A 17801-nucleotide genomic window follows, 5' to 3' on the forward strand; every position below is an offset into this window, starting at 1 on the left:
AACAGTTTCGCAAGGAGAAGTGATGTCAATAAATTCCCAGCCGGCTGATGCCGATGTGGCACTGTTCGGCAACCGATTTGTCACCCAGGAGGTTCCGAGCCGCAAGTTCCCGGAGACTGGCATTCCGGCTCAGGACGCTTTGCGGCTGGTGTCGGAGGACCTGGCGCTGGAAGGTGATCCGGCCCGGAACCTGGCGACCTTCGTGACGACGTGGATGGAGCCGCAGGCCCAGCAGATCATCGCTGCGAACCTGCACCGCAATTTCATCGACCACGCCGAATATCCCCGCACGGCCGAGATCGAGCAGCGCTGCATTCGGATGCTCGCCGACCTCTTCCACGCCCCCGGCGAGACGACGGGCGCCCGGACCCAGGGATCGTCCGAGGCGATCATGCTCGGCGGCCTGTCCCTGAAGTGGAACTGGCGCAAGCGCCGCGAGGCCGCCGGCGCATCGACGTCGAGCCCGAACCTGGTGTTCGGCGGCGACGTGCATGTTGTGTGGGAGAAGTTCTGCCGCTACTTCGACGTCGAGCCGCGGATCGTGCCCCTGCAGCCGGGGAAGTACACGATCGGCCCGGAGGACGTGCAGGCCCATGTCGATGAGAACACCATCGGCGTCGCAGCCGTGCTGGGCACAACGTTCACCGGGCACAAGGACGACATCGTCGGCATCAACAACCTGCTGGTCCGGATCAAGGGTGAGCGGGGCCTCGATGTGCCGCTGCACGTGGACGGGGCCAGCGGGGGGTTCGTCTGGCCCTTCCTGTACCCGGACTCAGAGTGGGACTTCCGGCTCGAGCAGGTCCGCTCGATCAATGTCTCCGGGCACAAGTTCGGCCTGGTCTACCCCGGCATCGGCTGGCTGATCTTCCGGGAGACGGCCGATCTGGCCAAGGACCTCGTCTTCGAGGAAAACTACCTCGGCAAGACCGACTCGACGTTCACCCTGAACTTCTCCACCGGCTCGGCGATGGTTCTCGCCCAGTACTACAACTTCGTGCGCTATGGCCGCGCCGGTTACACCTACATCATGCAGATGATGCAGACCAACGCCCGCGTCCTCGCCGAGAAGTTGGAAGCCATGGGCCGGTTCGAGATCATCGGCCCCAACGAGGAGCAGCTGCCCCTCGTCGCGTTCCGGCTCGCCACCGACACCGGGTACAACGAGTTCGACATTGCCTGGCAGCTCGCGGCCGAGCGCGGCTGGATGGTGCCGGCCTACACCCTGCCGCCGAACGCCCAGGACGTGACGATCATGCGGGCGCTGGTCAAGGAAACGATGAGCCGCGAGCACGTCGACACGCTCGCCCGGGACATCGAGGAGGCATGCGCAACGCTGGCGAAGAAGGGCGGCGCGCATGAATCCGAACGCAAGAAGATCGTCACCGGCCCCGGCCATTGACCCTGCGTGCACCGGTGACACGCCCGGCCCGGGACATCCGCCCGGACCGGCGCGGGAACCGGCAGCGGTTCGTGCCTGCCAGACGGGGTTGGGAGCCCGGATCTAGTCCCCGTCCTTGGGGCGTCCTTCCCTGATTGAGGCGAGGTCGCGGCGGAACATTTCGGGTTCGCTCTCCGTAGGGAGGTCGACAATGTCCTCGGCCGCGTCGAGGGATTCGGCTGAGTCGGGCGTCAGTGCGGCGAAGACCGTGGCGAGGTCGTCTTGTTCGGGCCCGTGCCCGGCGATGAGCTCGAGTGTTTTGTGGTTGGCAGCGTCAACGTGAAGGCTGTCGATGAGCACGCGGGCGATCTCGTCCCGGGCGATGACGCCGTCGGCGGGTGATCCGGTCTGGCGTCTGTCTCCTTGGAGCATGACGATCGTCCGCTGACCCGGCTGGTTGTAGTCGAACCAGCCGGGCCGCACGATCGTGTACGGGTTGCCGCTGGCGCGGACGAGCCGCTCGCTGCGCAGCTTCCACTGGGCATAGGCGACGCCGGGCCGGGTGGTGCCGATGGCAGTCATGAGGGCAATACGGGTTCGGCGGCCGTTCAAGGCTTTAAGGACGTTGGCGACGCCGGTGTAGTCGTTGTCCCGCACGTCCCGTTCGCTGGTGGTGGATCCGTGCGTGAACACGACCGCGTCCACTCCGTCGACGGCTGGGCCGAGAGTATCGGGGCGGGTCAGGTCACCGGTCACGAGATCCACCCTGTCTGGAAGGATGCGGACCGCGCGGGCCCGGTCACGCACGAGCGCCCGGACGACGTAGCTCTGGCGCAGAGCCTCGGCCACGGCGTGGCGGCCAATGCTTCCGGTGGCGCCGACGATGAGCACGGTGGAGGAACGGCCGGTCATTTCTTCTCCTTGACTGCGGCCGCTGTCGTTTCGCGCTGGGTCGCGGCCCAGCTGGCGAGGACTTTCAGGGCGTCCTCGGAGGGTGTCCCGGGATCTGCGGTGTAAACGTTGATGCGCAGTCCCGGGTCCGCGGGCAGTTCCAGTGCTTCGAAGCTCAGGTCCAGGTCCCCCACGATCGGGTGGTGGAGCCGTTTGCGGCCGGTGCGGTGGTACTTCACGTCGTGCCGGGCCCACCGGGTGCGGAACTCCTCGCTGCGGGTCGAAAGCTCTCCGATCAGGTCCGTGAGGTCCCTGTCGTAGGGGTTTTTCCCGGCAGTGGAGCGCAGGACCGCGACGATGTCGTCCGCGCTGCGTTCCCAGTCGGCGAAGAACTCCCGCGCTTTCGGGTTCAGGAAGGTGAACCGTGCACTGTTCGGCGGAGTGGTTGCTTCGGCCATCAAGTCCAGGTAGAGCGCACGGCCGAGCTCGTTGGCGGCGAGGACATCCCCGCGGTCGTTGCGGACCCAGGCCGGCGCCGTCGTGATCGCATCAATGACGCGTTGCACGCTCGGCCGCACCGTCTGCGGGCTGCGCTTGCGCCGCACCCGGGGAGCGGCCGTGGCCGCGCGGGCCAGGTCAAAAAGGTGGGCCGTCTCGGCGTCGTCAAGCTTCAGCGCACGGCAGAGGGCTTCAAGGACGCTGTCCGAGGCGCCGGAGAGGTTCCCGCGCTCAAGGCGGATATAGTAATCGATGCTCATCCCGGCGAGCATCGCGACTTCCTCGCGGCGCAGCCCGGTAACGCGGCGGTTGCCGCCGTAGACCGGGAGGCCTGCCTCGTCCGGCGTGATCCTGGCACGGCGGGAGGTCAGGAACTTCCGCACGTCGTCACTGTGTGTCATGGCCTCCACGCTACCCGCGGCCGATGCGACGAGGGAGGCACTGGCATTACCCGGAACGACCGTGACTCCCCGCCATTAAGGGATCAGGGTTGCATTGAAAGCATGAAACCTGAACCCGCACCTGCTGCCCACCCGGCAGCGATCCTGGCGATCGTCCTCGTCAGCTACTTCATGATCTTGCTCGATAACTCGGTCATCTTCACGGCCCTGCCGAGCCTGCAGGCGGATCTGCAGCTGAGCACGGGTGAGCTCTCGTGGGTCCAGGACGCGTACACCCTGGTCTTCGGCGGCCTGCTGCTCCTCGGCGCCCGGGCAGGAGACCTGCTCGGCCGGCGGCGCGTCTTTGTGTTCGGGCTGGTGGTGTTCTCGATCGCGTCGCTGCTGATCGGCCTGGCCCCGGCGGGCTGGTGGGCGATCGCCGGCCGGGCGATCCAGGGTATCGGGGCGGCGATCGTCGCGCCCGCCTCGCTGTCCCTGCTCACGGCGAGCTTCCCGGAAGGCCGTGGGCGCACCCGGGCCGTGGCGTTGTACGGCGCGACCGCAGGGATTGGTGCCAGCCTGGGCCTGGTCATCGGCGGGGCGTTGGCTCATTGGATCTCATGGCGTGCCGGGTTCTTCGTCAACGTACCCATTGGCGCGGCCATGATCGCGCTCGCTCCGCGGTTCCTCCCGGAAACCGGTCGGGCGAGCGGCCGCTTCGACATGTTCGGGGCGCTCAGCGCGACCCTGGGTGTCGGCGCTCTCGTGTTCGGCATCATCAACACCGCCGACGCGGGCTGGACCTCCCCGGCCACTGTCACGGCCGTCACCACCGGCGTCGGACTGCTCATCGTGTTCGTACTGATCGAACGCAGGGCCGCCCAGCCGATCATGCCGCTGCGGCTGTTCGCCAGCCGCCGCCGCACCGGCGCCTATGTTGCACGCTTCCTGTACCTGGGCGCGATGATTGCATTCTTTTTCTTCACCACCCAGTTCCTGCAGGAGGTACTCGGCTTCGACCCCCTGCAGGCCGGCCTGGGATTCCTGCCCATGACGGCCGTCAACTTCGCCGTCGCGATGAGCATCCCGCGGCTCCTGAACCGGATGCCGGGTTCATTTCCCCTCGTGGCCGGCATCCTGGTCACCCTGGCCGGGATGTTCTGGCTCAGCCGGGTCGGCGTCGACTCCTCCTACCTGACGGGCGTCGCTTTCCCGATGGTCCTTATCGGAGCCGGACAGGGCTTGGCTTTTGCGCCCCTTACGTCGTTCGGCATCGTTGGTGCGCCCGCGGCCGACGCCGGCGCGGCATCGGGCCTGCTGAACACCTTCCACCAGGTGGGCACCTGCCTCGGGCTGGGCATCGCGGTCGCGGCCGCAGCCACCGTCCCCGCCGCCGGTTCTGCCGCGGCTCACCTGGCCGCGCAGGTCAGCGCTGCCCTCACGACAGGCAGTGCCCTGCTGCTCCTTGCCCTGGCTGTCACCGCGGCCCTCATCCTGCCCGCAGACCTCACGGCACGGCGGACCAGAAATCAGCGAGCGGCCGTGCCCGCACGGGAGGCAGAACCCGCGCGGTGAGACTGTTGGACACCTGAGTAGTCAGGGCGGTCGAGGCTACCGCTGAACTGGTGGACACTGGCGTTCTCTGGGTTCGCAGGGCTGCCGCTGAACGCCGGACACCCTGGAGATGAACGGCCCACGTTTGGTGGCGGGTGTTTACGCGTTGCCGACGCTACCGGGTGTCAGCGCCCGGCTGCGGGGGGCCGAGCAGGGTATGGGTTTCCTCGGTGGTCAGCGGGCCCACGGGAAGCGGTGAAACGCCTTCCGGTCGGGCCCGGAGGCCATCGAGCGCGATCCACAGGTAGCGTCGATACAGCTGTCCAACGTCTGGCAGGATTCCCGGCTCGGTCCTGTCAGCAACAGTTTCGGAGATGGCGGTCAATGCGATCTGCAGGAAAATCAGGTCGGTGCCGGTCGCGTCGGGGCGAAGGACACCCTGCGCCCGCCCACGGTCGGCGAGCTCATTGACCAGCGGGGCGAGCCGGTCGCGCTGCCAGTCGTACTTCTCCCGCCGACCGCGCCTGCCGGACTGGATCTGCGCTATTCCACGGTCCTTAGCCTGCATGGCCAGAAGACCCTCGAGATACATCACCAGGCCCTTCCACGCATCGGGCTCGGCCAGGGCGGCGCGCAGGATGCGTTCGATCTCACCGACCTGCTGTTCGAGAATCGCGTCAATCAGTTCTTCCTTGTTGGCGAAGCGCCGGTACGCAGTGCCGACCCCCACACCCGCATGGTGGGCGACGTCGTTCAGCGTGGCGTCCAGGCCGCGCCGGGCGAACACCTCGCGTCCTGCGGCCATGAGCCGCTGCCGGTTCAGTTCGGCGTCCTTACGCAAAGCCGGTTCAGTCATGCCACCATCCTAACAAGTGGATAGACACTATCCGGTTATCGGGCTACCATGGATCTATGCGGATAGAGAGTATCCGCTTATCGGCCTTCCTGCAGGAAGCCCCCTTCGACCGGCGCGTTGCGGTTAGACCCAACTGCGTTCCCGACAAAACCTAAGGAAATCCCCATGGACACACGCAAACTCGGCGACGGCCTCGAGACCTCGGCCCTCGGCCTCGGCTGCATGGGCCTGAGCTTCGGCCTCGGCCCCGCCACCGACCGGACGGAAGCACTTGCCGTCATCCGGTCCGCCGCCGACCGCGGCGTCACCCTCTTCGATACCGCCGAGGGATACGGCCCCTACGTCAACGAGGAACTCGTCGGCGAAGCGCTGCAGCCCATCCGCGACGACGTTCTGGTCGCCACCAAGTTCGGGTTCGACATCAACGGCAATGGCGAAACGGTCGGACTCAACAGCCGGCCCGGGCACATCCGGGACGTGGTCGACGCCTCACTGCGCCGGCTGCGCACCGACCACATCGACGTTCTTTACCAGCACCGGGTTGACCCCAACGTCCCGATGGAGGACGTCGCGGGCGCCGTCAAGGAACTCATTGCCGAGGGCAAGGTACGTCACTTCGGCTTGTCGGAGGCGAGCGAAACAAGCATCCGCCGCGCCCACGCCGTCCAGCCCATCGCCGTCATTCAGGACCACTACTCTCTGTGGATGCGAGAGCCGGAAACCAAGAAGTTCGGGGTCTGCGAGGAGCTGGGTATCGGGCTGGTCGCGTGGGGTCCGCTTGGACAGGGATTCCTCACCGGGGGCATCACCCGGGACATGCGGTTCGACAACCCGGATGACCTCCGCGCCGACTTCCCGCGCTTCACCCCCGAGGCCCTCGAGGCGAACTTCGCCCTCGTCGACTTCCTCAAGGACTTCGGCGCCGAAAAGGGCGCATCGCCGGCGCAGATCGCACTCGCCTGGCTGCTGGCCCAGAAGCCATGGGTCGTGCCGATCCCCGGCGGCACCCGCATCGCGCACCTGGACGATAACCTTCCAGCCGCCGACCTCGAACTCACCGCACACGACCTCCGGCAAATCGACGAAGCCCTGGCCGCCCTCGACCTCGTCGGCGCACCGCTCTCGGCAGGTCTCGACGCCGCGATCGACCGCGACCAATAAGTTCAGCTGCGCCGGCAAACACGCGTTGCCAGGGGCAGTGCCTCTCGCGGGGCCTGCCCCTTTGCGCTGAACCTTTGAACCGCCCAGCCGCTAAAAAGGGGGTACTCATGTGCCCTCCCACAACTGCGCACCTCTGAATACGGTGAAAGGCATGGACATGAAACTTACTCTCAACAACGGCATCACGATGCCCGCCCTCGGTCTCGGCGTCTTCCAAAGCGCCCCCGAGCGGACCACGGCGGCCGTCGAAGCCGCGCTTGCCGCCGGCTACCGGCATATCGATACCGCCGCGGCGTACGGCAACGAGCGGGAGGTCGGCGAAGGCATCCGCAACTCGGGCCTGGACCGTTCCGACGTGTTCATCGAGACCAAGGTCTGGGTCAGCGACTACGGCTACGACCAGACCCTGCACGCCTGGGATAAAGCGACGGCCAAGCTCGACGTCGACTACGTGGACCTGCTCATCCTGCATCAGCCCGCCCCCGACCGGTTCGACAAGACCGTCGGCGCGTACCGGGCCCTGGAGACCCTGCTTGCCGACGGCAAGGTGCGGGCGATCGGCGTCAGCAACTTCATGCCGCACCACCTGGAGCAGCTGCTGGCGAGCACCGACGTCGTCCCGGCGGTGAACCAGGTCGAGCTGCACCCGTACTTCACCCAGCCGGACGTCCAGGCGGCCGACGCCGAACACGGCATCCTTACCCAGGCGTGGTCGCCGATCGGCGGCATCACCTTTTACCCCGGATGGGGCGAGGACCGCCGGAGCGTGATGGAAGACCCGACGATCACCGGCATCGGACAAACACACGGGAAGAGCCCTGCACAGGTCATGATCCGTTGGCACCTGCAGCAGGGCCGCTCAGCCATCCCGAAGTCGACCAACCCGGCACGCATCGCCGAGAACTTCGACGTCTTCGACTTCGAACTCGGCGCCGACGAACTCGCCGCCCTCGACGCACTCGACACCGGCGTGCGCAACGGACCGGATCCCGACGAGGCCCGCGAAGAGCGCTTCGCCATGGTCATCCCCGAAGCCTGAGACAGAGAGAAGGAACCACCATGAAATACCGCCCCCTTGGCCGCACAGGCGTGCAGGTCAGTCCCCTATGCCTCGGCGCGATGATGTTCGGCCCCTGGGGCAACAACGACACCGCGGACTCCATTCGGATCATCCACCGCGCCCTGGACGCGGGCGTCAACTTCATCGACACCGCCGATGTCTACTCCGGCGGGGCATCCGAGGAAATCGTCGGACAGGCCCTGGAGGGCCGGCGTGAGGACGTGTTCCTCGCCACGAAGTTCTTCATGCCCATGAGCGAAGACCCGAACCAGCGGGGTGGATCCCGCCGCTGGATCATGCGGGCGGTGGAAGACTCCCTTCGCCGGTTGAACACCGATTACCTCGACCTCTACCAGGTGCACCGGCCCAGCCCGGACACCGACGTGGAGGAGACCCTCGGCGCCCTCACCGACCTCGTCCGCCAGGGCAAGGTACGTTACATCGGGTCCTCGTCGTATTCCGGATCCCAGATCGTGGAAGCCCAGTGGGCATCCCGGGAACGCAACCTGGAGCGGTTCGTCACCGAGCAGCCGCCGTACTCGATCCTCGTGCGCGGCATCGAGGAAGACATCCTTCCCACGGTGCAGCGCCACGGCATGGGCACCCTCACCTACAGTCCGCTCAGCGGCGGCTGGCTCTCCGGGCGCTGGCGCAAAGACTCAGCGTCCGCCCCTACCTCGAGTGCCCGCCCGAGCGCCCGGTTCGACATGACGAGCACGGCCAACCAGCGCAAGCTCGACATCGTCGAAGAACTCGCCCAGCTGGCCGAACAGGCCGGGCTGACACTCATCGAACTGGCCATCGCCTTCGTGATCAACCACCCCGGCGTCACGGCCGCCATCGTGGGACCGCGCACCATGGAACAGCTCGAGTCCTACCTGCCCGCCGCCGACACCACTCTGTCTGCCGACGTGCTGGACCGCATCGACCAGCTCGTCGCACCCGGCGTTACCGTCAACCCCGAGGACAACAGCTACGGAGCCCACGAACTCACAGCGCAGTCACGGCGTCGGAAGACCCCGTGACCGCCGCGGCAGTAGAGGCCCTGCATGAAGCTCTGTGCCAGGCGATGGTCGCCGGGGACCTGGCGGAGCTGGACAGCATCCTCGCCGACGATTTCACGCTCACGCACATGACCGGATACGTGCAGTCCAAGGCGGAATGGTTGGACGCCATCGAATCCGGCCAGATGCAGTACCACCGGATGGAAACAGTCGAGGCCACCCTCAACGCGGAGGGGACCGCGCCACGCTTGACTGCACGCACGCGCACCGACGCCACGATCTGGGGATCCAGGTCCACGTGGCGCCTGACGCTGCGTTCCTGGTTCGAGCCCCGCGGCGACGGCTGGGTCATAGCACGCACGGTCGCATCAACCTGGTAGCAGCCCCGCCATCGGCAGCCCACCCGTCCGAAACAGCAATAGAACATACAGATCGAAAGGAGATGCCATGGAAGGCCTGGAAACGGTCGTACTCCTGGGCGTGACCGTCCTCGCGGGCGCAATCCTGGCTCCCCGGCTCCGTGTCGCCGCACCCTTGCTGCTGCTGGTCTTCGGCCTTGTCCTTGGCTTCGTCCCGCAACTGCGACAGATCGAGCTTCCACCGGAGACGGTGCTGCTGATCTTCCTGCCGGTCATGCTGTTCTGGGAGAGCCTGACAACCTCACTCCGATCGATCCGGCGGGACCTGCGCGGCATCGTCTTGCTCAGCACGCTGCTTGTGGTTGCCACGGCTCTCGCCGTGGCGGGCGTGGCACATCTCCTCGGTCTTCCCTGGAATGCCGCACTCATCCTCGGGGCGGCTCTGGCTCCTCCGGACGCGACGGCTGTCGCGGCTCTGGGCCGGATGCTGCCGCGCCGGAACTTCATGCTGCTTAAGGCCGAGAGCCTGACGAATGACGGCACTGCCTTGGTGCTGTACGCCATCGCAGTGGGCGCGACACTTGGCGGGAGCTATACGCCCCTCGACATCACAGGCATGTTCGCGCTCTCCTATGTCGGGGGCGCGGCCGCCGGCATTCTGGTGGCAGCCGCAGCCTACCTGCTTCTGGTCCGGGTACGCGATCCGCTGATCATCAACATCGCACTGTTGATTACCCCGTTCGCTGCCTTCCTGCTCGCCGAAGCCTTTGGAGCCTCGGGTGTGCTGGCCGTTGTTGCCGCCGGGTTGATCATCTCCTTCACCTCGAACCGGATCAGCACGGCAGCATCGCGTCGCCAGACCGAGTCCGCCTGGCCTCTCGGTTCCTACCTTTTGAACGGCGCCTTGTTTGTTCTCATCGGCCTTCAGGTGCAGGCCGCGGTGCACGAGATCGATCCCGCTGACGTGGGCCGGCTTTTGGTGACCACAGTTGCCGTTTGGCTGGTGCTCATCATCATCCGGTTCGTGTTCCAAACCGTGAGCGTCGCCATCATCCGAATTCTGGACAGACGCCCCTCGCAACGCCACCGCCGCATGACCTACCGCGCACGAATCGTCAGCTCCATTGCCGGCTTCCGCGGAGCAGTGTCCCTCGCGATCGCATTGTCCGTGCCCCTAACACTCGATGACGGCACGCCGCTCCCCGGACGCGAGGACATCATCTTCATCAGCGCCGGCGTCATTGTGCTGACCATGCTCGTCCAAGGCCCACTACTTCCCGCGGTAGTCCGCTGGGCCAAGCTTCCCGATGAACCTGAGGAGGAAGAACTCCGACTGGCCGAACTGGCCATCGCTTCCGCCGCCGTCTCCGCCGTGGACGAACTCGCCCAGGAACTCGGGACCAGCGCAGAAGTCCGCGGCCGAGTCGCGGACGAGTGTCGGTCCCACCTGTCGGTCACACAAGCGCTGAAAACCGGTTCCGATCCGGCGGCGATTACGCAATCGCGCCGGGAGGAAACAACGCTCCGCCAAGCCCTACTCGAGAGGAAACGGGAGGCACTCCTAGGACTACGCCTCGCCGGCACGGTCGATGACACCGTCGCCCGGCGACTTCAGACCAGGCTCGATGTCGAAGAACAACGCCTCACCGGCGTCGAAATCTTCGACTGACCATCCGACGACGACGAATGACATCCACACCTGCCAACCGCCACAACACTGAAAGAAGGAACATCATGACTGACCAACCCAAGCAGGTCGGCGGAGGCCGGAACATGTTCGGAGACTTCGCCCCGAAGCTCGCCGAGCTCACCGACGACATCCTCTTCGCGGACGTCTGGAACCGCCCGGAGCTTCCGGCCCGGGACCGCAGCCTCATCACCGTCGCCATACTCACGGCCGGCGGCAACACCGAACAGCTCGGCTTCCACCTTGGCCGCGCCATTGAGAACGGCCTCACGCAGGAAGAACTCATCGAAGCCATCACCCACGTCACGCTCTACGCCGGCTGGCCCAAGGGCATGGCCGCCATGGGCGTCGCCAAGCAACTCTTCACCGAGAGCAAGTAAGGATCACCATGAACATCGAACCCACTGTCCCCACTTCGAAGAACCCGCCGGCCCGGTTCGCCGGCGATGTCTGGCTCGATCCGATCGCGCTCCCGCACGAGCCGGATCAGACGATGGTGGTCGCGACCGTCCGATTCGCGCCCGGAGCCCGCACCGCCTGGCACTCCCACGAACACGGCCAGTACCTCCGCGTCACCCAGGGCGTGGGCCGCTTCGGGACCCGGGACGGCAAGATCATCGAGGTCCACCCCGGCGAGACGCTCTACACGCCGCCCGGCGAGGAGCACTGGCACGCAGCTGCACCTGGCTGCTTCATGGAACATATCGCCATGCTCCAGAACGGCGAGGACCCAGCGACCACCACCACGTGGGGCGAGCACATCACCGACGACGAGTACAACGGCCGCTGACCAGCCTGCGAGCCACTGGCGAGGCGCCCTGGATGACCGCAGGCAACAGAAAGGGCGCCCCGCTGAGCCGGAGCGCCCGAAAACTCGCCGTTGCCCGCCGTTTAGAGCTGGTAATCAGCTGCCGTGGTGATGTTCTCGTGGACGCACAGAATATTGTGCTCGGAGTCCATGAACCAGGCGCATTTCTCTGAATCTGTTGTACAAATGTGGTTCTCGGTCTTGAGATCCGGGCGATCGTAGTCCTGGAACATGACGCCCTTGGCTTCCATTTCCTGGACGGTGCGCTCGATCTCGTTGACTTCGAAGCTCAGGGTGGTGTGCTCTGAGTGCTTTCCATCCTTGACTGGCATCAGCTGCAGCATTGGGCCGCCTTCTGAGCCGAACAATTCGCTTCCGTCATCTGCCACGCCGCGGTGCGGGAGCCCCAAAGTGTCCGCGTAGAAATGCCGGGCACGCGCTGCATCATCAACTGGCAGGACTGTTGTGGCTTTATTGAGTACTAGGGTCATTTCGCCACCTCCTACGAGCAAGATTTTACGCCGGAGCGTGGTGGAAAGAGCCTGCTAATTGCCCCGCGGACAGCTGACGCTCCCTGGTTGCCCTATCACTTGTGGCGGCCATTTCGGCCTTTTGCGACGGCAAATTCTTATGGTCGTAGCAACGCTCTCATTGATGGAGCGTTTGATGGTCAATGTATTTTCCCTGGAAGCGCGCACTGAGTTCTTTGATCTGGTGTGCTCGGGGAGGTCGATTCTTGCTGCCGCCCGGTGTGTCGGGGCCACGCATGGGACCGGGAGGAACTGGTGGGCCCAGTCTGGCCGGATGATGACTATGGACATGGGGCCAGTCGGGGGCCTGGCGGATCCGGCGCCCTCGCCCGGGGGCCCGGGCCGGGCGCTGGACCTGGCTGAGCGGGGGATGATCCAGATGGGCCAGCGCAGCGGGCTCAGTTACGCCAAGATCGCCGAGCTGATCGGCCGGGACAGATCCGTGGTCTGGCGTGAGGTCAACCGCAACACCGGCGACGACGGGGTGTATTACGCCTCGGTCGCCCACACGAGGGCCCACCAGGCCAGGCGCCGGCCCAAACCGCTGAAACTGGTCCAGGACGAGGCGTTGTGCCGGCTGATCGGGGTATGGATGGATGACGGGTGGAGCCCGAAACTGATCTCGGAGATGTTGGCCTTCTACTTCGCCGACGATCAGACTATGCAGGTGAGCCACGAAACGATCTACCAGGCGCTGTACGTCCAAACCCGCGGAAGTCTGCGGGCGGACCTGGCGGAAAAGCTCAGCCTGAAACGGAAGCAGCGCGTCCCGCATGCCGCGGACCGGCACAAGAACAGCCCCTACAAGGAGGCCTTCAAGATCAGCGAACGCCCGGCCGAAGTCCAGGACCGGGCCGTGCCCGGGCATTGGGAGGGAGACCTGATCATCGGCTCTAACGGGACCGCGATCGGCACCCTCGTGGAACGCTCGACCCGGTTCACGATCCTCCTCCACCTCCCCGGGGACCACACCGCCGACACCGTCGCTGCCGCGATGATCCGGGAGATGGGCCACCTCCCGGATCACCTGCGACGCTCGATCACCTGGGACCGCGGAACCGAACTCGCCGAGTATGACCGGATCCAGACCGCCCTGGACACCACGCTCTACTTCTGCGACCCGCACTCGCCCTGGCAGCGCGGCACCAACGAGAACACCAACCGGCTGCTGAGATTCTGGTTCGAGAAAGGCTCGGACCTCTCCGTCCACACCCCCGAAGACCTCCGCCAGGTCGCAGCGAAACTCAACCGCCGGCCCCGTCCCACCCTCAACCTGCAGACCCCAGCCAACCGGCTGAACCAGCTGCTGCAAACAGCAGCCTAAACACCCGCGTTGCACCGACCAGTTGACTTTGCCGACCTTTTGGCAGCCACAAGTGATAGCGCAACGTGAGGGAGCGTCGGACGGGCTACTTTTCGACGAGGGTCAGGACGTCGTAGGTCGCCACGATTTCGTCGTTCTGGTTGGTCAAGACGGCGTCCCAGGCCACCTCGCCGTATTCGTCGGTCTCGCGCGGGGTGATCTTCTTGGCCGTCAGGGTCACCCGGATGGAATCACCCGCAGCCACGGGGGTGATGAACCGCAGGCTCTCCAGCCCGTAGTTGGCCAGGACCGGGCCCGGTGCGGGCTCCACGAACAGGCCGGCGGCCCAGCTGAGCAGGAGGTAGCCGTGCGCCACGATGCCCGGGAAGAAGGGGTTGGCCGCGGCGGCTTCCTGGTTGGTGTGGGCGTAGAAGGTGTCGCCGGTGGAGTTCGCGAACTTGGTGATTTCCTCCAGCGAGACCTCACGCAGCTCCGAGCGGATGGCGTCGCCGATGTGCAGCGTGGCCAGGGATTTCCGGAACGGGTGCTGGCCCTCGGTCTCGAGCGTGAAGTTGCGGTCGGCGCCGGTGTGCCACACCCCGGTGACCGCGGTGAGCATGTTCGGCGAGCCCTGGATGGCGGTGCGCTGCATGTGGTGCATCACCGAGCGGATGCCGCCGAGCTCTTCGCCGCCGCCGGCGCGGCCGGGACCGCCGTGGACCAGGTGCGGGACCGGGGAGCCGTGGCCGGTGGAGCTGCGGGCGTCCTCGCGGTTGAGCATGAGCACACGGCCGTGATGGGCCGCGATACCGGTGACCAGCTGCTGGGCCACGGCGGGATCGTTCGTGCAGACCGAGGCGACGAGAGAGCCGCCGCCGCGGGCGGCGAGGCGGACGGCGTCGGCCAGATCGGTGTAGCCGATCACCGAGGACACCGGGCCGAAGGCCTCGAGCGAGTGGACCTCCTCGGCCTCCGGGTTGGCCCAGCTCAGCAGGACCGGGGACATGAAGGCGCCGCCGTCAACGACGCCGATGCTGCCGTCCGCGCTGGTGACCTTGGGCGCATCGAGCGTGCCGTAGGCGAGCTCCCCGCCGGCGTCGAGCATGGACTGGACGGCGGCGCGCACGTCGGCGAGCTGCTCGAGGGAGGCCAGGGCGCCCATGGTGACGCCCTCGGCGCGGGGATCACCGAGCACCACGCGTTCGCGGATGCGGTCCCCCACGGCCGCGGTGACGTCGGCGACGAGGTCCTGCGGCACGATTGCGCGGCGGATCGAGGTGCATTTCTGGCCCGCCTTGGCGGTCATCTCGGTGACGAGGGACTTGATGAAGGCGTCGAATTCAGGTGTGCCCTTGACGGCGTCCGGGCCCAGGATCGCGGCGTTGAGCGAGTCGGTCTCGGAGGTGAAGCGGACCCCGCCCTTGACCACATTGGGGTGGGACTTGAGCGTGTTGGCGGTCGAGGCGGAGCCGGTGAAGGCCACGAGGTCGCGGTAGTCCAGGTGGTCCAGCAGGGTGCGGACGGAGCCGGAAATCAGCTGCAACGAGCCGGTGGGCAGGATGCCGGATTCGTCGATCGCCTTGACCACGGCCGCGGCCACGTACCCGGTGGGGGTGGCGGGCTTGACGATGGTGGGGACGCCGGCGAGGAAGGCCGGGGCAAGCTTCTCCAGCATGCCCCAGACCGGGAAGTTGAAGGCGTTAATCTGCACGGCGACGCCGGGAATGCGGGTGTAGATGTGCTCGCCGGCGAACGAACCGTCGCGGGACAGCACTTCCATGGGGCCATCCACCACCACCTGGGAGTTGGGCAGCTCGCGGCGGCCCTTGGACCCAAAGGTGAACAGGACGCCGATGCCGCCGTCGATGTCGATCATGGAGTCGATCTTGGTGGCGCCGGTCTGCGCCGAGAGCGCGTAGAACTCCTCGCGGCGGCCGTTGAGGTACTGCGCCAGCTCCTTGAGCTTGAGCGCGCGCTGGTGGAAGGTCAGCGTGCCAAGTTCCGCCTGGCCCGTGGTGCGGCCATAATCCACGACGGCGGCGAGGTCGAGCCCCGCGGTGCTCACCTTCGCCAGGAGTTCGCCGGTGCTGGCGTCCAGTACCGGCGCCGCGCCGGCGGCGGAGGTGGCGTCGGGAGTCCACCAGGAACCCCGGATGAAACTGGGAACGATCTCGACAGTGTCTACTGTGGGTGCGGCTGTGGTGGTCATCGTTGACGGGTCCTTCCAACGGGGGAGCAAGATCAACACGGCCGGAACATTACTGACCGTCCGTTCGGTAATATGATCTACAGTACATGAATGAGGCCTGCCGCACACTAGCCGCGGCGGCACCGACCGTCCCGGCCCCGGCCGGTCGGCAACAAAGGAGACGCTATGACGCCCGAGACCGGCAGCACCGACTTGTGGAAGATCACCCTTGGGGAACTCGACGAGAAGATGGGCGTGAAGATCGTCGAGGAGTCCGTGGACCGCGTGGTGGCGACCATGCCGGTGGAGGGCAACCGGCAGTCGTTCGGGCTCCTGCACGGCGGCGCCTCACTGGCCGTGGGCGAGGCCGTGGGATCCTGGGCCGCCGTCATCCACGCCAGCACCCTGGGCAAGACGGCGGTGGGCGTCGACGTCTCGGCCACGCACCACAAGTCGGCCCGCGAGGGACTGATCACGATCACGGCAACCCCCATCCATCTGGGCGGCACCCTGACCACCCACGAGGTGCTGATCACGAACGAGGCCGGCCAGCGGATCTGCACGCTGCGGATTACCAACCTGCTGCTGGACCGCAAGGGCTGAGTACCGCCCCGCCCCTCGAGGTCGCCGGAACGCTGCGGGGTCGCCGTATCTTTCCGGCGACCCCGCAGCGTTCCGGCGAGCCGGGGCCTTGGAGGCTGAGCACCCGGGGCTGAGCACCCGGCTACACCGGACTCCGCCGGCGATGTAGGGCCGATGGACCCGGAAGGCCCGCTGCCCCGGCTGTTAGCGTGGAAGTGCTGAGTCGCCCGGCACCGCTGGGTATCACCGGTCTCACCGGAAGGGATGCACCATGCTCTCAGACACCTCACTTCCCGTCATCCAGGCAACGCTTCCCGTGGTCGGCGAGCACATCGAGGAGATCGCCAAGCGCTTCTACAAACATATGTTCGAGGCGCAGCCGGATCTCCTGGACGGGCTGTTCAACCGGGGGAACCAGGCTGACGGCCGGCAGCAGCAGGCACTCGCAGGATCCATCGCGGCATTCGCCGGCATGCTCGTGGAGAAACCGGACCAGGTGCCGGACCATCTGCTCTCCCGGGTGGCCCACAAACACGTCTCGCTGGGGCTGAGCCCGGACCAGTACCAGATTGTCCACGACCACCTCATGTGGGCGATCGTGGATGTTCTGGGGGATGCGGTCACGCCCGAGGTCGCCGCGGCCTGGGACGAGGTCTACTGGCTCATGGCGAACCTGCTCATCAACAAGGAGCGCGGGCTGTACAACGCAGTGCACCTTTCCCCCGAGACCATTTGGCGGACGTGGCGGGTGGTGCAGCGGATCCAGGAGACCGCCGACGTCGTCTCGTTCGTCGTCGAACGGACCGACGAGCGGGACGTCAAACCGTCCCTGCCCGGGCAGTACGTGACTCTCAAGATGACCATGCCCGACGGCGTACAGCAGCCCCGGCAATACAGCCTGACCAAGGCCGACGACGGCCAGCACCGGCAATTCGCCGTCAAGAGGGTCCACGGACTTCCGACTCCCGACGGCGAGATGTCCACCCTGCTCCACAACGATGTCCAGGTGGGCGACGAGGTGGTGCTCTCAGCACCGTTCGGCGACGTAGTGCTGGAGTACACGGACCGGCCCCTGGTCATGGCCAGCGCCGGAATCGGCATCACGCCCATGGCCGGAATGCTCTCCCACCTCGTGCAGTCCGGGTCGCGACGCCAGGTGATGCTCCTGCATGCCGATGAGAGCGAGGCGACCTTCCCGCTCCGCGCGCAGGTCACGGAGGATCTCGCGAAACTCGCGGACGGGACCCTGAAGACGTGGTTCCTGACTCCCGCGGAGGCAGCGGAGGCCGGCGGGACGGGCGAGACCGGCGGGGCGTCCGGGTCCGTGTTCTCCGGTTTCATGGACGTCAGCGACGTCGAACTCCCCGACGACGCCGAGTACTACCTCTGCGGTCCCCTGCCGTTCCTGAAATCGGTCCGGAGCGCCTTGATTGCCGGGGGCGTCCCAGCCAAGGACATTCAATACGAGGTTTTCGGCCCGGATCTCTGGCTGGCCGACTTCCAGTAACCGCGGCGGGCTGTTCTGTCCCGACCGCGCGTATTCGGCCAAAACTCGCGGG

The 17801-nt window shown here is 66.3% G+C and carries 17 protein-coding genes; 12 read left to right on the forward strand and 5 right to left on the reverse strand.

Translation table 11 applies throughout. The features are described from left to right. Positions 1–22: 22 nt before the first annotated feature. Entirely contained in the window at positions 23–1402 is a 1380-nt protein-coding gene (locus tag ABH915_RS18415) for a glutamate decarboxylase (RefSeq protein ID WP_370124080.1), read from the forward strand. Positions 1403–1504: 102 nt separating this feature from the next. On the opposite strand, the gene ABH915_RS18420 is transcribed toward ABH915_RS18415, so the two are convergent. Both ABH915_RS18420 and ABH915_RS18425 read right to left on the reverse strand, forming a co-directional pair. Beyond that, positions 1505–2293: an SDR family oxidoreductase gene (locus ABH915_RS18420; RefSeq protein WP_370124083.1), complete on the reverse strand. Its 789-nt coding sequence runs from the start codon at positions 2291–2293 to the stop codon at positions 1505–1507. Then, complete coding sequence (locus ABH915_RS18425) at positions 2290–3171, reverse strand: helix-turn-helix transcriptional regulator (RefSeq protein ID WP_370124086.1); 882 nt, start codon at positions 3169–3171, stop codon at positions 2290–2292. Before ABH915_RS18425 ends, ABH915_RS18420 begins: the two co-directional genes overlap by 4 nt. 102 nt (positions 3172–3273) lie before the next feature. Between ABH915_RS18425 and ABH915_RS18430 the strand changes: the two genes are divergently transcribed. After that, positions 3274–4725 (forward strand): MFS transporter, encoded by a 1452-nt coding sequence (locus tag ABH915_RS18430; protein WP_370124088.1) that lies wholly within the window; start codon positions 3274–3276, stop codon positions 4723–4725. Positions 4726–4879: 154 nt separating this feature from the next. Here the strand turns inward: ABH915_RS18430 and ABH915_RS18435 are convergent, their stop codons facing one another. Further along, the gene (locus ABH915_RS18435) at positions 4880–5560 is read right to left on the reverse strand and encodes a TetR/AcrR family transcriptional regulator (protein ID WP_370124091.1); all 681 of its coding nucleotides are present in this window, start codon (positions 5558–5560) and stop codon (positions 4880–4882) included. 165 nt (positions 5561–5725) lie between these two features. Between ABH915_RS18435 and ABH915_RS18440 the strand changes: the two genes are divergently transcribed. The 7 genes from ABH915_RS18440 to ABH915_RS18470 all read left to right on the forward strand — a co-directional run bounded on the left by ABH915_RS18440 (position 5726) and on the right by ABH915_RS18470 (position 11621). Next, a complete protein-coding gene (locus ABH915_RS18440; RefSeq protein WP_370124094.1) occupies positions 5726–6721 on the forward strand; it encodes an aldo/keto reductase in 996 nt (331 codons plus the stop codon). Between the two features lie 157 nt (positions 6722–6878). After that, a complete protein-coding gene (locus ABH915_RS18445) occupies positions 6879–7760 on the forward strand; it encodes an aldo/keto reductase (protein ID WP_370124097.1) in 882 nt (293 codons plus the stop codon). Between the two features lie 20 nt (positions 7761–7780). Continuing rightward, positions 7781–8806 (forward strand): aldo/keto reductase, encoded by a 1026-nt coding sequence (locus ABH915_RS18450; protein WP_370124100.1) that lies wholly within the window; start codon positions 7781–7783, stop codon positions 8804–8806. Further along, positions 8803–9165 carry a nuclear transport factor 2 family protein gene (locus tag ABH915_RS18455; protein WP_370124103.1) on the forward strand — a complete coding sequence of 121 codons (363 nt, stop codon included), beginning with the start codon at positions 8803–8805 and terminating at the stop codon, positions 9163–9165. The genes ABH915_RS18450 and ABH915_RS18455 overlap by 4 nt, the downstream gene beginning before the upstream one ends. Positions 9166–9232: 67 nt before the next feature. Next, entirely contained in the window at positions 9233–10813 is a 1581-nt protein-coding gene (locus ABH915_RS18460; RefSeq protein WP_370124106.1) for a Na+/H+ antiporter, read from the forward strand. Positions 10814–10878: 65 nt separating this feature from the next. Further along, the gene (locus ABH915_RS18465) at positions 10879–11211 is read left to right on the forward strand and encodes a carboxymuconolactone decarboxylase family protein (protein WP_370124109.1); all 333 of its coding nucleotides are present in this window, start codon (positions 10879–10881) and stop codon (positions 11209–11211) included. 8 nt (positions 11212–11219) lie between these two features. Continuing rightward, entirely contained in the window at positions 11220–11621 is a 402-nt protein-coding gene (locus ABH915_RS18470) for a cupin domain-containing protein (RefSeq protein ID WP_370124112.1), read from the forward strand. Between the two features lie 101 nt (positions 11622–11722). Here the strand turns inward: ABH915_RS18470 and ABH915_RS18475 are convergent, their stop codons facing one another. Further along, complete coding sequence (locus ABH915_RS18475; RefSeq protein WP_026266718.1) at positions 11723–12130, reverse strand: VOC family protein; 408 nt, start codon at positions 12128–12130, stop codon at positions 11723–11725. Positions 12131–12305: 175 nt separating this feature from the next. On the opposite strand from ABH915_RS18475, the gene ABH915_RS18480 reads away from it, so the two are divergent. Further along, a complete protein-coding gene (locus ABH915_RS18480) occupies positions 12306–13493 on the forward strand; it encodes an IS30 family transposase (protein WP_370117672.1) in 1188 nt (395 codons plus the stop codon). A gap of 85 nt (positions 13494–13578) precedes the next feature. On the opposite strand, the gene paaZ is transcribed toward ABH915_RS18480, so the two are convergent. Next, the gene (paaZ, locus tag ABH915_RS18485; RefSeq protein WP_370124115.1) at positions 13579–15681 is read right to left on the reverse strand and encodes a phenylacetic acid degradation bifunctional protein PaaZ; all 2103 of its coding nucleotides are present in this window, start codon (positions 15679–15681) and stop codon (positions 13579–13581) included. Between the two features lie 165 nt (positions 15682–15846). On the opposite strand from paaZ, the gene ABH915_RS18490 reads away from it, so the two are divergent. After that, the gene (locus ABH915_RS18490) at positions 15847–16263 is read left to right on the forward strand and encodes a PaaI family thioesterase (protein ID WP_018775092.1); all 417 of its coding nucleotides are present in this window, start codon (positions 15847–15849) and stop codon (positions 16261–16263) included. A 250-nt stretch (positions 16264–16513) separates the two neighbouring features. Further along, a complete protein-coding gene (locus ABH915_RS18495) occupies positions 16514–17749 on the forward strand; it encodes a globin domain-containing protein (protein ID WP_370124117.1) in 1236 nt (411 codons plus the stop codon). The last annotated feature ends 52 nt before the right edge of the window (positions 17750–17801 follow it).

Source organism: Arthrobacter sp. MW3 TE3886, assembly GCF_041262145.1.
Taxonomy (GTDB): domain Bacteria; phylum Actinomycetota; class Actinomycetes; order Actinomycetales; family Micrococcaceae; genus Arthrobacter.

Coding starts and splice junctions, on each gene's coding strand:
- ABH915_RS18460 (WP_370124106.1), top strand. CDS start 9,233: ATGGAAGGCCTGGAAACGGTCGTACTCCTGGGCGTGACCGTCCTCGCG.
- ABH915_RS18495 (WP_370124117.1), top strand. CDS start 16,514: ATGCTCTCAGACACCTCACTTCCCGTCATCCAGGCAACGCTTCCCGTG.
- paaZ (WP_370124115.1), bottom strand. CDS start 15,681: ATGACCACCACAGCCGCACCCACAGTAGACACTGTCGAGATCGTTCCC.
- ABH915_RS18490 (WP_018775092.1), top strand. CDS start 15,847: ATGACGCCCGAGACCGGCAGCACCGACTTGTGGAAGATCACCCTTGGG.
- ABH915_RS18445 (WP_370124097.1), top strand. CDS start 6,879: ATGAAACTTACTCTCAACAACGGCATCACGATGCCCGCCCTCGGTCTC.
- ABH915_RS18470 (WP_370124112.1), top strand. CDS start 11,220: ATGAACATCGAACCCACTGTCCCCACTTCGAAGAACCCGCCGGCCCGG.
- ABH915_RS18440 (WP_370124094.1), top strand. CDS start 5,726: ATGGACACACGCAAACTCGGCGACGGCCTCGAGACCTCGGCCCTCGGC.
- ABH915_RS18430 (WP_370124088.1), top strand. CDS start 3,274: ATGAAACCTGAACCCGCACCTGCTGCCCACCCGGCAGCGATCCTGGCG.
- ABH915_RS18425 (WP_370124086.1), bottom strand. CDS start 3,171: ATGACACACAGTGACGACGTGCGGAAGTTCCTGACCTCCCGCCGTGCC.
- ABH915_RS18475 (WP_026266718.1), bottom strand. CDS start 12,130: ATGACCCTAGTACTCAATAAAGCCACAACAGTCCTGCCAGTTGATGAT.
- ABH915_RS18420 (WP_370124083.1), bottom strand. CDS start 2,293: ATGACCGGCCGTTCCTCCACCGTGCTCATCGTCGGCGCCACCGGAAGC.
- ABH915_RS18465 (WP_370124109.1), top strand. CDS start 10,879: ATGACTGACCAACCCAAGCAGGTCGGCGGAGGCCGGAACATGTTCGGA.
- ABH915_RS18480 (WP_370117672.1), top strand. CDS start 12,306: ATGGTCAATGTATTTTCCCTGGAAGCGCGCACTGAGTTCTTTGATCTG.
- ABH915_RS18450 (WP_370124100.1), top strand. CDS start 7,781: ATGAAATACCGCCCCCTTGGCCGCACAGGCGTGCAGGTCAGTCCCCTA.
- ABH915_RS18415 (WP_370124080.1), top strand. CDS start 23: ATGTCAATAAATTCCCAGCCGGCTGATGCCGATGTGGCACTGTTCGGC.
- ABH915_RS18435 (WP_370124091.1), bottom strand. CDS start 5,560: ATGACTGAACCGGCTTTGCGTAAGGACGCCGAACTGAACCGGCAGCGG.